The following is a 16,601-nucleotide window of genomic DNA, read 5'->3' as shown; positions in this document are numbered from 1 at the left end:
TCGCTATAAATATAACAATTTATCCCGAATTTCCAATATCATTCCTCCTGTTTTCAGAAACAAAAAAAATTTATTTTTAACTTTGTTCCAAAGAGTATATAAAACGATACTTATCTCTCATGAAAATAGAAATAGAAAATATTATCAAGGAAGCTTGTCCGCAATTACAAATCGGAGTTATCCGGGCCAATATAACGAATGGTCCGTCCCCGGCAGAACTGTGGACCGAAATAGATTCTGAATGTAACCGGATCAAACAAGTGTATGAACTATCCGATATCAATAAACGACCGGCTATACTGGCTACCCGAAATATTTATAAATATTTTGGCAAGGATCCCAACCGTTATCGGGTATCTTCAGAAGCCTTATGTCGTCGTATCGTTAAAAATATGGGATTATACCGTATAAATACACTGGTAGACATTATTAATCTGGTTTCCATACGTACCGGATATGCAATCGGAGGTTTCGATGCCGATAAAATAATCGGGGATGTGCGTCTGGGAGTCGGAAAAGCCGGAGAAATATTTCACGGTATAGGAAGAGGAGAACTTAACATGGAAGGTATTCCTCTTTATCGCGATACTATCGGAGGTATAGGCTCTCCGACCAGCGATGAAGAACGTACTAAAATGACAGAAGAAACGACATGTATACAGGTGATGATAAATAACTACGGAGAAGAGATTCCTATGGAAGAAAGTATCGACTTCACCTTAATGCTGCTGAGAAAATATGCGAACGCAAAAGAAGAGAATGCCTATATATTAAATGCTGCCGAATAACCTTCATTTTATTATCCAAACAAATAAAAACGCTAACTTAGAACATTCATAAAATCCTATTCCATGAGACCCGTTAAATTATATCCTCAAAATCCTGATGTGAGGGAAATAGACCGTATCGCAGATATCCTGCGCGACGGCGCTGCCATAATCTATCCTACCGACACGATCTACGCGATAGGATGTGACGCCCTTAATGTACGGGCGGTAGAAAGGATATGCCGACTAAAAGATATCAATCCACAAAAAGCGGATCTGTCGATTATATGTTATGACTTGAGCAACATTAGCGGGTATGCCAAGGTAAATAACAACTATTTCAAATTAATGAAACGGAATCTGCCAGGAGCCTTTACATTCATATTACCGACAAGTTCTAATTTGCCCAAAATATATAAAAACCGTAAGACGGTAGGAATACGCGTACCGGATAATAATATAATACGTTCTCTGGTAAAAGCCTTAGGAAATCCCATTCTCACGACTTCTGTTCCCTATGATGAAATGAATCCTGAATATACGACCGATCCCGAACTCATAGCCGAACGTTATGATAAAGATATAGACCTCGTCATTGACGGCGGCTATGGAGGAAATATACCCTCTACTACCATAGATTGTACAGGAGAAGAAGCGGTTATCCTTCGGCAGGGAAAAGGAGAACTGGAAGAATAAGATTACCAGCGACAAAATAATCCCTAATAACACAACATAACCCACAAAAGTCATAAAATAGGGAAAGAGAAAGAATGTGAAAATGATTACAATTTAAGAAAAAACATTGCGGAAATTTTTCTTTAATGGAAAAATAGTTTCTATTTTTGTAACGGTTAAAAATTAACGACCAAAAAGGATTGAACATATAAATTTTAATCATTAATAAACTTAAAAGTATGTCTAAAGTAACAGTTGTAGGTGCAGGTAACGTAGGTGCTACATGTGCTAATGTTTTGGCATTTAAAGAAATTGCCGATGAAGTAGTATTACTCGATATTAAAGAAGGCGTTTCCGAAGGTAAGACTATGGATATGATGCAGACAGCTACTCTGCTCGGATTCGATACAAAAATGACAGGTGTAACCAACGATTACGAAGCAACCGCCAACTCTGACGTTGTGGTAATTACTTCAGGTATTCCCCGTAAACCCGGTATGACACGTGAAGAACTTATCGGAGTGAATGCCGGTATCGTTAAATCGGTTATTTCCAATGTACTTGCTCATTCTCCCAATGCCATTATCATTTGCGTAAGCAATCCTATGGATACGATGACATATCTTATCCATAAAACTTCCGGTCTGCCCAAAAACCGTATCATAGGAATGGGTGGTGCACTTGATAGCTCCCGCTTCAAATATTTCCTGAGCAAAGCTTTGAATGCAAATCCTAATGAAATTGAAGGTGTTGTTATCGGTGGACACGGTGACACGACAATGATCCCCTTAACTCGTTATGCAACATACAAAGGAGTACCTGTAAGCGAATTCCTCGATGCCGAAACTTTACAGAAAGTAGCGGCCGATACAATGGTAGGCGGAGCAACTCTTACAAAATTATTGGGAACATCTGCTTGGTATGCTCCGGGGGCAGCTGCAGCAGCCGTTGTTGAATCTATCATACACGACCAGAAACGTATTATCTCTTGTAGCGCATTCCTTGAAGGAGAATACGGAGAAAAAGACCTTTGCATAGGTGTTCCGGTTGTATTAGGTCGTAACGGTATAGAAAAGATCGTTGACTTCAAACTTAACGACGCAGAAAAAGCTGCATTTGCAGAAAGTGCAAAAGCCGTACACAAAACAAATGATGCTTTGGCAGATGCTTTGAAATAAACACATTTCAACAGAATAAAAATAAAAAATGGACGGGTATATGCGCCCGTCCATTTTTTATTCTTTCCTCTTAAATCCTAGGACACGACCGTTCCATTTAAGTCGTCCTTAGTTCGGGAAAGACTTTGCAACAATTTATCCGCAAAAGGAAAAGTTCCGTTTTCAAGTAACATTTCCAGTGTTATAGCCCCCGACCGAAATAATTCCAGCAAAAGTTCATTAGAAAGGGCACGGTAAGAAGGAGAAGATAACGCCTCGGTTATAGTCAAGTCGAATTCTACATTCCGTACCTTATGAGGTGATAATGCTCCCGGTTCTTTGCCACTAATAGAACCAGCAATATTCTGATACCGGTTGTCATCATAATATTGCTGAATAGTCTTCATTATTTTCGTATCTCTCTCTTCCCTGAAAGTTTTAAAGGATTCGAAAATATCCAGCAAGTTAATACTCGAATACTGTATCTGCTGTGCATATAGAGTACCGGACGTTCCGCTTTTAGCCGCCATACCCTGTATAGCACCATGCACTCCCGAAATATCTTCCAGCAAACGCATTTGTAATGACAGCAGGTCATAAGCACCCACATTCGTAGCATTGACCGAGATCTGCTGTGGTAAAACTCCTCCGGGGCGAGGTTTAAAAAGAATAACTCCATTATAACGTGTCCATTCATCAGCCACCTCTTCGATAGTCATTCCGTCCGGCATTTGGTCTTCAGGAAATAATAATACACCTTTAGCAGAAGCTCCCATTATAAAATCAAGCATGGTTATAAGCCTGTTTATGTATCGTTGCTGGTCAATCACATCTTCTACAAATGAATGTATTTCTCCATCGATCATAGGGTATAACTTAAAGATATAAGGATGTTCACCATGCCAGTAAGGTGTTTCACCTTCATCCAAAATATCACCGAAAGGAGTAAAAAAACGATAATACCACATCCTGTCCACGAACCACTCTGTTTCTATAATTCGTACTTGACCTTCAGGTATTCCCAATGCAGCAGCCTCGGATTTGCGGCGTTCATTTTCCTTTTCAATCTCAGCAAGTTGTGATAATTCCTCTTTATAATACTCACCGTTATACGTATCATGGCATTTTAATCTCTCTTTACTTTCGAGACGCCAAACTTCGATAATACGACACATATTATCCGATTCCGGAATTAAAAAGTCCAAATTATCCAAAGGACGGCTGGTCAGTGTCTCAAAATTCAGGTTCAGTTCCTCCCGCGTCGCGCTGGCATATAGTTCCCGCAATTTGGCAGCCCGCTTTCTGTCGCCTTTGGCAAAACGTGCTACAACATCCGAAGCTGGAACATCGTGAAGTTCTCCCACCAAAGTACAATCCCATAAACGGGAATCTTCCATAGCATTAAAAAAAACTCTGTTAGGATTCACCTCATCTATCCATACATCCATTTTATTACGACGCCAACCATAACCTATTTTATGGAAACACGAACCGGATATTAAAAACTCTTCCATCGTCCGGCCGTCCAATTCTGACAGTTTGTTATGCTGATATGCATATTGCACAGCCAGGCTCATCAGCTCTCCCAGCTGCTGTTCCTTTCTATCTCGGGAAATACACACAGGCTCTGTCTGCATATTGCGAAATTGTCCTACCACATTTTTAACCAGCTGGCGTATCATATTATTTTTAAGCGGGACTTTCCCTTGCTCCCTCAAATATTGTTCCTCCGAAACAGCACGGCCATTAGGCAACGTTATCGTATCTCCCCATTGTTTTCCGAACGTATAATCTCTATTCCTGCGGCGCCTTTCTCTGTAATGAGAAATATTCTCCCATGCATTTTTAGCCTGCAATAAAACTTCGTATTGAGAACGATCGAGAACAATCTCATTTTCAGGCAAATGACTAACAGCCTCCATTTTTGATTTTTTCATATTGACTCATTTTATTTCGGACAAATCTAAATACATATTCTACTGCTTTTATGTGATAATTTCAGAATAACGACTGTATATTTTAATTTTAACGCATAACAACCTCTTCTTACATATATACCTTAGCACCAAAAAAATGGAACAACAAAAGTTAATGTTAAAGGGCATGGCATGTACCGTCCCTCCCGCTTTATCTCCCGACGGAGAATGCAACCGAGTTATAAATCTTCGTTACCAGAACGACACCTGGATTCCGATCGGAACGCCTTCGGCCATATATGTTCCGTCATCTCCGGATCATAAAATCGTATATATACATTGCAATGAAAAATATACCCATTACATTTCATCCGATGGAACGGCAATATTTTATGAAGCCTATGCCGAAGAACCAAAAACTATAACAGAAATAAATCAACATATATTCGATACGAAAGAAAAGATATATAGTATAGAATCCATCGGAAACACGCTCTTATTCATTTCTGAAAAAAACATATATTATTCCATATATAAAGAGGGTACTTACAAATACCTAGGAACAAAACCTCCACTACCGGAAATTACTTTTTCTCTGGAACAAACGTCCTCCAACTATGCAGTTGTGACAGGAAATTATGTACTGACAGATTCTTCCGGTACCAACTATACCTCCATGATAAGCGAATATGACATAAAAGCGTATAGTGCACAAGTGTATGGAAACTATAATAAAATAAAAACAAAAATTCACCAGGACAAGCATTTTTGCCAGCCGTTTCTTATACGGTATGCACTCAAATTATACGACGGAAGCTACATCATGCCTTCTGCACCCATTTTATTATCCTGCTCCGAACCGCGACAATTCACCCAACAAATTACTGTGAATGTAGATTCCGGTAAAAAAACATTTTATAGCACCGATGCCTATATACAAAGCGGAACACTTTTCTATAAGGTAATAAAATGCGAACTTGAAGACTGGAAAGACATTGTCAAAAAGATAGATATATTTATTACGAATGAAGCCGTCGTTATACGGGACGAAAAAATAAAAGACTACGCGATAAAAGACGATAACGGAACACGCTATTTTACCTTTACTATGCCCTCTTATTCAGGAGAGGAAATAGGAGAACTTTTGTCCGAAGAAAATTTATTTTATAAGATCACCTCTTTAACCGACTTTAAAAAATTAGTCAATACTGGTAAAAACAAACTGGTTATTAAAGACGATCTGGAATCTCTGGCACTACTTCCCGTTCTTTCAGCCGACAACAGCACCTTACACTCTTTAAGCGGGAAGTGTTCTTATGTATATAATTCGCGCCTGCATATCGGAGATATATGTAAAGAATTATATAACGGATTCCCTTTATCTGTACTTACTTGTGGTATTTGCGGATATACCGAAACTTTGCCCGTCCTACCTCCTTTCAAACAAGCATATATCTGCATCTATATAAAACACAGCGAAGGAGACCGGAAGCTCGTTTGGTCAGCCACACAAAGAGAAATAGAGAACCTGAAACTATCGGGTATGTTATCTTATCCGGATAGCCGGGCATATAAAATAGAAATAGAAGCAACGCCGGAGCCCGGCTACCCCCTAAGATACAGATTTTCGGCTCCACTAAAAGCCTGCGCCAACGAGAATAAAGCCTGTTACATCAGTCCAGATCTGAAACAGGCCGCCTGGAAAGAAATCATGGTCAGCGGTCCTTTCGATATTCCTGCAGGAGACACTATTATCGAGTCTTTCCCAAATACCCTTCTCGTATCTTCAAGCCGTAATCCATTCACATTCCCCTCGGAAGAAACTTATATAGTCTCAAACGGACAAATTACCGGAATCGCTTCCACAACTACTCCTTTATCACAAGGTCAATACGGAGCATTCCCGTTGTATATTTTCACCAATGAAGGAATATGGGCCCTTGAAACCGGAGAAAATAACCTCTGTTACGGGATATCCCAGCCTGTCAACAGAGAGATAGCGGATGAAAGACACGATATAATACCTATCGATAACGGGATTATTTATATATCTGCCAGAGGAATATCGGTTCTCAGCGGGGTTTCCTCTGCCCTGCTATTATCTTTTACGGATAACCATCGTGAGGAACTTCCCGATTGCGGGAATATTCCTGAAGAAATACAAGGTGCTTTCCGGAACGACACATCTATTCAGGATTATTTATGTGAATGCCAACTCGGATATAATTATGTAACACAAGAACTCGTTTTTCTTCACCCCTTGTTCCCGTATCTGCTTATTCTTCATATTCCTTCCGGAAATATTTACCGGCGTTCAGGACGTTATTTCAGTCTTTACCAACATTTCTCAATACTCCTGGTCTCAGATGCTAACGGTATTGTATACGATATGATGCAAGAAGCACCGGGAGACGTACCTTTTGCCCTGGTTACACGTCCGATAAAACTTATTCCCGATTTTTATAAACGATGGCGAGAAACATCTGTACTCTGTACGTTCGATTCATCTTGGCTGCAATTGTCCCTTTGGGGAGGATACGAAGCCGAAGGTTCATTCAGAAAATTATCGTCTTTCAATTTAGCCGGAAAAATAAGAGGACATATCCCATTTAAGACAATGGGGCCGCCCTACAAATATCATTGCATCTCTATAACAGGAGTAGCAGACCCAACTTTTCAGCTTAGTACTATAGACACGAGGTTCGAAGCTACAGAAAATAACCACTCAAGATAAGGGTCATTATAATATTTCAAATTTTAATAGTTGTACAAATAATGTACAACTATTCTTTTATACTACATATCATGATCATAAAAAACAGGACGGAAATATATTCCGCCCTATCATAAATTCATTTAAAAAATTCGGTACATAAAAAATACCAGTCTACTCATCTTCCGTCTCTATATAACGGGGAGAATCTATCCCTTCCCTAAATAATAAATCTCTCAGCTTTTCATTCTTAGATGTTTTGATATCATAATACAATAATTTCTGCATCTCATTAAGAGTAGGAATCTCATTAGTATAAAGTTTCTGGGACTTCCACAACATATATCTCAAATCATTTTCACTCATCTTAAGTCCGGGCACAAACTGCTTTAATTTACTCACAATCCGGTTCCAATATTTTGTATCGGTACCTTTCTCTGCCATTTCAGCAATAAATTCCCGGGTGACTCGCCTTTGTTCTTTTTCATCATAAAATGTACCAAACTTTTTATCGAATGGTAAAATTTCTTCATATACCTGATCAAAAAATGCATTCTTTTTCTTCTCCGAGCCCAGTAAGATTTCAACTCCCCGGTGACCTATCGCCTCATGACGAATCACTTCTTGTAATCTCGAATAACTGGGAATCTTACTCACAACCACTCCAGAATCATCAATCTCAGAAGTAAAATATCCAAGAGGAACAGAGCCTGATCTTCTTTTTTTTACATAATTTGGTACTTCCGCATCCGAACGATATACATTTATATTCAGACCCATTTTATCAATCATATCCTGGGCTACCGCAGCTTTTTCATCAACGGTCATTCGTTTCCATCTCTGGTTATTCTCCGAGTCAGGAGGTTCCGGTTCCCATAACTTTTTACGTTCTTCCCTCATTTTTGCCCGTTCTTCTTTTATCTTCTCCAACTCGGCAAAAGAAGAACGGGATATGCTCTCTACGGGGATATTGCCAGACTCCACAATTTTCCCCTCGGGAGAAAGAACCTGTACCAAACCTTCTTCCGGTTTTATACCCAACACCTCCACATGTTCCATATCCGGATCTTCTGCTATATAAATATCACCAGCCTTTTTCCTTCTGCTGTTTTGCATATGACGGACCGCCGAACGTCCCATACCACCAACAAGGCCGCCGCTCACCATACCTTGCCCCGAAGCCGCTATCGCATTATCCATGATCTGTGCCAAAGAAGGATATTCTTCTGGAGACGCATAAATAGCAGACGATATATCCTGTACTGCAGAAACAGTACCATCCGTAAGTCCGCCCCATATGGCATCCTGCGACATACCTTTTAATATAGCATCTTTCTCATTATCTATCACGCGTCCCAGTAATTTGTTCATTTCTCCCTGAGCCGCCTTATTATTCAATAAAGATTTCCTCAATTTTTCTGCCAGCCCGTTCTTCAAAGCTCCGGTCACATTACCCAGTAAACGGGATTGCATCAGACTTCCCAGTAACAAATCCGCACCTGAAAATGCGGCAACATAATTAGTGCGCTGCTCAGGCGTAAGTTTCTCTCCCGTCGTTTTCTCATACCGGTCCACATTCATCTGTGCCTGTGCATGACTCTGTGCCGCCGATGACAATACATTCCCTGCACCTAAAGCCACTCCCGCAGGAGGATATGCGATCGCCGCTGCAATAGGTAAAGATTCTTTAGCCAACATCGCGCCGAATTCTCCAATTTTAGCCATTCCTTGTGTAGGCGGGAACATATCGTTCTTTTTCAAAGATTCTTCCATTCTTTTCGTTCCGGCCCCTCCATACCGAGAGAAATCTTCAAAACTACGGGCTATACTCTCATTATCCATCCCTTTGGAACGCATCTCCTGGATTTCCCGCATTGCGGCCAACCGGCGCCTCTTTTCCAACATTTCTTCAGTATCTTTCACCTCAGGTAAAGAAAATCTTCCAGGATTACCTAAAAAACGGTAAGGATCTTTTCTCCGTTGCTCTACCGCAGCATCCAAAACTTCATTTTGAGTTCTTTCTATAAGGTCTCCCAGTTCCGTATCACTCATGTTGTCGTATACCGAACGATTTTTTAATGCCTCCGCCTGAGCCGCCCTACGATTCTGTTCGTTAGTCACAGCACTTTGCACAGCACCTATATTATAATTCATATCGTTTTTCATCCGCTCCCAGAAATAGCGGGCTCCGTCTCCCAAAGAAGTCAATGGCTGGAGTTTCGTTTTTTGCTGGATATCCCTATGATTACTTTTATTTATTTGCCCCAAAGGTTCCACCATAGGTATCCTCCCATCCGGAATATCATTATTACTGACTACCCCCCCATCTCCACGACCGAAGAATCCGGGTTCCAGATCATTTTTAACAGAAGATGATGTTGCCTGAGACAACCGTTTTTTGTAAAAATCCTGCAAGTCAGGACTTATCCGTCTCCATTCGGGTTCCTTTTCTGACCGACCGGATTCATCCGGTAAATTCATTTTCATATTATCTGTTTTAAATTAACAATCACATTTCATACTTCCAGCAAACAAGGCTGCTTCCTTTTCGCCAAATCCCTTTGCAATCAGCATATTGTACAGGTGATGCCGTTTCGTACACGAAGTAACACCGGAACTTAGAGCAAATGCAATATCCTCAAAAGAAAAAATCTCACCGCCAGGCATACATTCGCCACTCATCTCCCGTTCTGCCATATCCAATCCAGAATGCCTGTATGCGTCCCATATCTGCCTCGCCGGCATACGACATTCCCAATCGGCTGAACCTACCTGAGGGTAAAGTTCTTTTAATCTATCAGGTAAAAAAACTTCTCCATTTACATATTTATTGACATAATCATATAATAAAGCAAACATTTCCCGTATATATCCAATATTTTCTCTGTACTCCCGGTTATTTTCCTTGTGGGAAGAATGCCCTAATGTTTTAATACATGCCCCACAAAAGCCGTCTCCGTTTTCCATCAAATCGCAGATTTCCTCTCTTGCTTTTCTCCAATCATGAAATTCCGTTATTGCCTTTTTATCCATATCCAATTATTATCAAATTAATACTTAGTTTTATTCAAAGCCAGGTTCCATGTATTAAGAAGCCCCTCTTGTCCCAGCATTCCATACTGATCCTTTACACCGGCCAGATTGGTATAATATTCCTGAGCAGCCATATACCGTTTATCTCCTATAGCTGCTTTATTTACCATATAATTATCCAGAACATCCCTTTTCCAGGCGAGATCGTCCCATGTTACCCCTTGTACCACAGCAGCCATATTGTTTCTTTGCTCTTTTTGCCGGGACTCAAAAATCTCGCCGGGTAGTCCGTTGACCACAGCTATATTCCGGGAAGCTTCATTATTTCCAATAACACTGTCTCTGACTTGTTTTAATAGTTTTTGAGAATATCCGCTTTCCAACGATCTTTCATAATAATCCCTGTTAAACATATTCTCAACGCTATAGTCCTGCCGATCAAGATATTTATCGGTCAGATCCCGGTTCCTATCCAAAGACCGTTTCTGGCTATTTACGTTAAATATCCCCTGTACGAGGGGAAGAGCTAAACCTAATAATTCCGTCATCATAATTTCATAAATTTATTTTATAACATCAGCACACAAATATCACCCCATAATTTTGCCTTAACATGTTATAAATTAAAATAGATTCACCCCATGGAAGAAATAAACAACATTCATTCAAAACGAGCACAGACTTCGTTCGAAATAAGAAGAAACGAAATACTGGATCTTTGCTATAACCGGCTTAAGAGTATGATACCGGAATGCGGTAATGAAGTTACTTTGCTGAAATGTATCGAAATACTGGAAAAATTATCTTCTATCCCTGCCGGAAACGAACAACAGACATTAAGTATCATCGCGGATACCCTGGACAGACTTGCTGCTTTAAACGGGAAAAAATAATTTTGCCTTATCACATCTATACAATTATTTTCGGTAAGAATTTTGCAGCAATACAACTGTAAAATTTATGTTCGATAAAATAGCCATAACCATTAAAGAAAACGAAAGAAGAAAAAAAGAGCGGGCTATAAGCTATCATCCCGAAACAGGAGAAGGTAGTACGATATCACAACGTATATGTATACACTTACCCGACGCTCCTATTCCTATGCAATATATTCCCAGAGAAATGCTCGATGAAGTAGAGCTTGTTCGTCTCCTTCGCCGGGAAGGTTCTATAAGCCGTTTCATTGAGAAACAACTCGGAGAATCTGTAAAAAAAGAACTTAAGGAAGAAGTCTGGCATCGTTGGATAGCCGTTCGCATACGTTACGATTTTGAATTCTGGGCCGCACTGTTCGTCAGGATAAAAGATAAGCTGGGAGAACAAGATATCCCATTCAGACTCAACCGACCACAGCGCCGCTTACTAAAAGAACTTGAAGAAATGAGGCGGAATAACAGGCCTGTCAGGATTATTCTATTGAAAGCCAGACAATGGGGTGGTTCGACTCTTATACAAATGTACATGGCCTGGATACAGCTTGTACATAAAAAGAACTGGAATAGTGTAATATGCGCACACCTGAAAGATTCGGCAGCCAATATTAAAGGTATGTATTCCAAATTACTGGAGAATTATCCCCCTTGGCTCATGGAAAATAAAGTACAACCCCGGTTCCAGCCTTTCGAACGCATGAACAATACATCTTTAATCTCCGGAACCGGCAGCAAAGTTACTATAGGGTCAGCCGAAACTCCCGAATCGATACGAGGAGCCGATGCTGTTATGGCTCATCTTTCCGAAGTTGCTTTCTGGAGCGATACCCGCACCCGCACTCCTGAGGCACTCGTACGTTCTGTATGCGGCTCTGTCGCCCTCATCCCCTATTCTGTTATAGTCATGGAAAGTACAGCCAACGGTACAGGAAATTATTTTCACCAGGAATGTGAAAGAGCCAAACGAGGTGAAAGCGATAAAAAATTCGTCTTTGTTCCCTGGTATGAAATCGAAATGTACACTCTTCCTATACAAAACTATCAGGAATTTATCCGGGAACTTAACGAATATGATATTATGTTATGGAATCTCGGGGCTACTCTGGAAGCTATCGCCTGGTATAAAACAAAACTAAAAGAATATGCCGACCATGCCGATATGAAAGCAGAGTACCCGTCCGATGACATCGAAGCATTCACCTACTCGGGAGAAAGAGTTTTCGATGTCCGGCAAATACAACAGATGCGGAAAAACTGCAGACCTCCCGACAAAAGAGGCGAAATACACGGGCAAGCTCTTACCGGAAAAAAATCGCTTGAAAACTTAAAGTTCAGCGAAGAACCCGGAGGTCTGTTGCAAATATGGGAATTACCGGATAAAAACAATACGTTTCGCAACCGTTATATTACCGTTGTCGACATTGGGGGGCGTTCCCAGAAATCAGACTTTTCCGTTATCGTCGTCTTCGATCGTTTCTGGATGACCGAAGGTGGTGTTCCCGAGATCGTTGCACAATGGAGAGGGCATACGGATCATGATATACTTGCCTGGAAGTCCGCACAAATAGCGTCTTTCTATAATCAGGCACTTCTCGTTATCGAAAGTAATACTCTCGAAACAGAAAATACGGATGGCGAGCATACCGAATATATATTAGATACCATTGCGGCCAGTTATCCATTCCTTTATGCCAGAACCTCATCCGATAAAATAAAAGAAACAATACCTTCCCGATGGGGTTTCCACATGAACAGATCGACAAAAACTCTCATTATCAACCATCAGATAGAAATGCTCCGTGAAAACGGTTATATAGAAAGGGATATACAGGCATGCTATGAACATGATGTATTCGAACGAAAATCCAACGGCAGTTTCGGAGCTATGGAGGGCCACCATGACGATATTCTTATTACACGATGCATAGGTACTTATATCTGTTATACAGAACCGCTCCCCCAGAATAAAGAGGTGCTCCCTAAAATAACGGGAAAGATACCTTTAAACGAATCCAGCATCTGACTCAGAAAAAAGACTTTTGCTGGTTACGGATAAGAATAAAAAACATTTTTTTGAATTATCACAAGAAATGTAAGCATTTTGTTCAAATACTTGCAATATTTTGTATTTTATGAGAATTATACACAAAACACATATATCATTATGTTACACACACATATATCTTTGCAGTGTAAATAAATAAAAAATAAAATATGTGTGGAATTATAGGCTATATAGGAAATAACGATGCTTATCCTATTCTTATAAAAGGATTGAAACTTCTGGAATACCGTGGGTATGACAGTGCCGGCATCGCCTTAATAAATAATGAAAATCTGCTGAGTGTATATAAAACTAAAGGAAAAGTATCGGAATTAGAAACGTTTATCTCACAAAAAAATATTTCGGGAACAACAGGGATAGGGCACACCCGCTGGGCAACCCATGGAGAGCCATCACAGGCAAACGCTCATCCCCACTACTCTTCTACGGAAACATTGGCTCTTATCCATAACGGTATTATAGAAAATTATTCGGCCATAAAAGAAAAACTAAAAGCTAAAGGTTATTCATTCCAAAGTACGACAGATACGGAAGTTCTTATACTTTTAATAGAACATATAAAAATAAGTAACAATCTCGATTTATTAAACGCCGTTCAATTGGCATTACAAGAAGTAATCGGAACATATGCGATTGCCATTCTGGATAAAGAACGGCCCGACCGGATAATTGCAGCCAGAAAAAGCAGTCCTTTAGTCATAGGAATAGGTAATCAAGAATTTTTTCTTGGATCGGACGCCACTCCCATTATAGAATATACCGATAAAGTAGTATATCTCGAAGACGAAGAAATTGCAGTTATACAAAAAAACGAACCTCTGAAAATAGTAACTATCAATAATGAACCGTCAAATCCGGCAATAAAAAAAATAGAACTGGACATCAGCCAGTTAGAAAAGGGAAACTATCCTCATTTCATGTTAAAAGAAATCTTTGAACAACCGGAGAGTCTTTTTAATTGTATACGAGGGAGAATCAATGCGGATAATAATCATATAGCTCTTTCCGCAGTCATAGACCACAAAGAAAAACTACTGGCTGCAAGGCGTTTTATTATCGTAGCCTGCGGTACTTCCTGGCACGCCGGATTAATAGGAAAACAACTGATAGAAAGCTTTTGCAGAATACCTGTAGAAGTAGAATACGCCTCAGAGTTCCGTTACAGAAATCCCGTAATCGACGAAAAGGATGTAATCATTGCTATTTCCCAATCGGGAGAAACCGCTGATACCCTCGCGGCGGTCGAATTGGCAAAAACACGGGGAGCATTCATTTACGGAATATGCAATGCCGTAGGTTCATCTATTCCGAGAGCAACCGATACGGGTTCATATACACATGTTGGTCCGGAAATAGGCGTTGCATCAACCAAGGCTTTTACAGGACAAGTTACAGTTCTCGCCTTACTCGCACTAACTCTCTCCAAAGAAAAGAAAATCATTGAAAATAGCATATTTCTCGAAACTATAAAAGAGTTATATAACATTCCCGAGAAAATGAAGGAAATACTGGAACAAAACGAAAAAATAGCGGCTCTTTCCCAAATTTTCACCTATGCGCATAATTTTATATATTTAGGAAGAGGATATAATTTTCCTGTAGCACTGGAAGGCGCCCTTAAATTAAAAGAAATCTCTTACATCCATGCCGAAGGATATCCTGCTGCTGAAATGAAACACGGACCTATTGCTTTAATAGATAATGAAATGCCGGTCGTAGTTATAGCCACTAATAACAGTTTATATGATAAAGTGCTTAGCAATATACAGGAAATCAAGGCCAGAAAAGGAAAAATAATTGCCTTGGTAACAAAAGGAGACAAAATCATCTCGCAAATAGCAGATTTTTATATTGAACTCCCGGCCACCCTGGAAAATCTGGATCCCTTAATCACAGCCATACCCCTTCAATTACTGGCCTATCATATCGCCGTGTGCAAAGGCATGGATGTAGACCAGCCGAGAAATCTGGCAAAATCGGTAACCGTAGAGTAACTGCATACAGGAGAAGCCATATAGAGTATGTAACCATATACTCTATATGGTTTTTTAATATCTTCCAATACTAAAATTAACTTTATTCGCAAATAGAAGCATATTACATACCAAAGTTTTTTACTAAATTTGTCATAGTAACATCTAAAAGACAAATCATGCGATTTCCCGTATTAATACTAATCATACTTCTCATTGTTAATTTTTTTACAGACCTGTATATATACCGGAGGGTTATAAGGAATATTAAATGGTTACGGATTCGTCCTTTGTTTTGGTGTATAAATGCATTAATGGCCGTTCTTCTTGTTGCTGCCATTATCTCTTCCGGTCAAAGTATGTACAGAGGCCATACGGCATTGCTTACCTGGACAATGTTTTTTTACTTTTGTATCTATATACCTAAACTTATATATCTCATTATATCGGTTATCGATTATATACCCCTACTATGGGACAAAAGAAAAATAAACACGTTCTCCCGAATCGGCGGTATACTCGCATTCATCATATGCGGGAGTATGCTGTACGGTTCATTTCATACCCGTTTAACCCCTGTAAGCCGCTATATAACGATATCATCTCCGGAACTTCCGGCCGGATTTGAAAATTACCGCATAGTACAAATATCGGACATACACCTGGAAAACTACTTCGGGAACACGCGCCCCATAGAAAAACTGGTTCAGGAAGTGAACCGGTTAAACCCCGATGTTATTGTATTCACAGGTGATCTGGTAAACAGGAAAAGCGATGAACTTCCTCCCTTTATCCCCGTGTTATCACAATTGAAAGCCAAAGACGGCATATATTCTGTATTGGGGAACCATGATTATGGCGATTATGTGAAGTGGAATAACCCGGAAGATAAAATACGCAATTTGAAGATATTAGAAGAAGATGAAAAAGCTATGGGATGGTTATTGCTCAACAATGAAAACAGATATTTATACCGCAACAACGACAGCGTAGCCCTTATAGGAGTGGAGAACTGGGGTGAACCACCTTTTCCTCAATACGGGAACCTGAATGCTGCATATCCTAATTTAAACGACAGTATCTACAAAATCCTTCTTTCTCATAATCCCAGACACTGGGATGCCGAAGTAATCGGCAAAACGAATATAGACCTCATGCTTTCAGGCCACACCCATGCTATGCAGTTAAAAATAGAAATAGGCAAATTTCGTTTTTCCCCCTCTTCATTCTTTTATCCGCAATGGAGCGGATTATACCAAAAAGGAGAACAACTTCTCTATGTAAATGAAGGCATAGGTTGTGTGTTTCTTCCCATGCGCATAGGTGCTGCCCCGGAAATTACCGTACTTGATCTTACCCGTAAATAAAAA

12 protein-coding genes are annotated in these 16,601 nt (G+C 40.0%); 8 read left to right on the top strand and 4 right to left on the bottom strand.

Annotated elements, in window-relative coordinates:
• Positions 1–119 precede the first annotated feature (119 nt).
• From OCV73_RS10615 to mdh, 3 genes are all read left to right on the top strand, one after another.
• Positions 120–788: a B3/B4 domain-containing protein gene (locus tag OCV73_RS10615; protein WP_147552028.1), complete on the top strand. Its 669-nt coding sequence runs from the start codon at positions 120–122 to the stop codon at positions 786–788.
• Between the two features lie 63 nt (positions 789–851).
• Positions 852–1,463: an L-threonylcarbamoyladenylate synthase gene (locus OCV73_RS10610; RefSeq protein ID WP_147552026.1), complete on the top strand. Its 612-nt coding sequence runs from the start codon at positions 852–854 to the stop codon at positions 1,461–1,463.
• A 218-nt stretch (positions 1,464–1,681) separates the two neighbouring features.
• The gene (gene mdh, locus OCV73_RS10605) at positions 1,682–2,620 is read left to right on the top strand and encodes a malate dehydrogenase (RefSeq protein ID WP_147552024.1); all 939 of its coding nucleotides are present in this window, start codon (positions 1,682–1,684) and stop codon (positions 2,618–2,620) included.
• 77 nt (positions 2,621–2,697) lie between these two features.
• On the opposite strand, the gene OCV73_RS10600 is transcribed toward mdh, so the two are convergent.
• Positions 2,698–4,536, bottom strand: coding sequence for a portal protein (locus OCV73_RS10600; RefSeq protein ID WP_147552023.1), 1,839 nt, complete (start codon positions 4,534–4,536; stop codon positions 2,698–2,700).
• 136 nt (positions 4,537–4,672) lie between these two features.
• Here OCV73_RS10600 and OCV73_RS10595 point away from each other — a divergent pair, with 136 nt between their 5' ends.
• A complete protein-coding gene (locus tag OCV73_RS10595; protein WP_147552021.1) occupies positions 4,673–7,249 on the top strand; it encodes a hypothetical protein in 2,577 nt (858 codons plus the stop codon).
• Between the two features lie 153 nt (positions 7,250–7,402).
• On the opposite strand, the gene OCV73_RS10590 is transcribed toward OCV73_RS10595, so the two are convergent.
• The 3 genes from OCV73_RS10590 to OCV73_RS10580 are packed head-to-tail and all read right to left on the bottom strand — an operon-like array spanning position 7,403 to position 10,812.
• Positions 7,403–9,715, bottom strand: coding sequence for a hypothetical protein (locus tag OCV73_RS10590; RefSeq protein WP_147552019.1), 2,313 nt, complete (start codon positions 9,713–9,715; stop codon positions 7,403–7,405).
• 15 nt (positions 9,716–9,730) lie between these two features.
• Entirely contained in the window at positions 9,731–10,261 is a 531-nt protein-coding gene (locus OCV73_RS10585) for a hypothetical protein (RefSeq protein WP_147552017.1), read from the bottom strand.
• 17 nt (positions 10,262–10,278) lie between these two features.
• Positions 10,279–10,812, bottom strand: a complete 534-nt coding sequence (locus tag OCV73_RS10580) for a hypothetical protein (RefSeq protein WP_147552015.1) — start codon at positions 10,810–10,812, stop codon at positions 10,279–10,281.
• Between the two features lie 90 nt (positions 10,813–10,902).
• Between OCV73_RS10580 and OCV73_RS10575 the strand changes: the two genes are divergently transcribed.
• The 4 genes from OCV73_RS10575 to OCV73_RS10560 all read left to right on the top strand — a co-directional run bounded on the left by OCV73_RS10575 (position 10,903) and on the right by OCV73_RS10560 (position 16,598).
• On the top strand, positions 10,903–11,154 hold the full coding sequence (locus OCV73_RS10575) for a hypothetical protein (RefSeq protein ID WP_147552013.1): 252 nt from the start codon (positions 10,903–10,905) through the stop codon (positions 11,152–11,154).
• A 67-nt stretch (positions 11,155–11,221) separates the two neighbouring features.
• Positions 11,222–13,216, top strand: coding sequence for a hypothetical protein (locus OCV73_RS10570; RefSeq protein WP_262512949.1), 1,995 nt, complete (start codon positions 11,222–11,224; stop codon positions 13,214–13,216).
• 191 nt (positions 13,217–13,407) lie between these two features.
• Complete coding sequence (glmS, locus tag OCV73_RS10565) at positions 13,408–15,252, top strand: glutamine--fructose-6-phosphate transaminase (isomerizing) (protein ID WP_147552011.1); 1,845 nt, start codon at positions 13,408–13,410, stop codon at positions 15,250–15,252.
• A 293-nt stretch (positions 15,253–15,545) separates the two neighbouring features.
• Positions 15,546–16,598: a metallophosphoesterase gene (locus OCV73_RS10560; RefSeq protein ID WP_167551255.1), complete on the top strand. Its 1,053-nt coding sequence runs from the start codon at positions 15,546–15,548 to the stop codon at positions 16,596–16,598.
• Positions 16,599–16,601: the final 3 nt, after the last annotated feature.

Origin of the sequence: Barnesiella propionica, from assembly GCF_025567045.1 — a bacterium.
In the GTDB taxonomy this organism is placed as follows: Bacteria; Bacteroidota; Bacteroidia; order Bacteroidales; family Barnesiellaceae; genus Barnesiella_B; species Barnesiella_B propionica.
The sequence above is the reverse complement of the archived record's forward strand: the minus strand, read 5'-3'. Positions and strand labels throughout refer to the sequence as shown.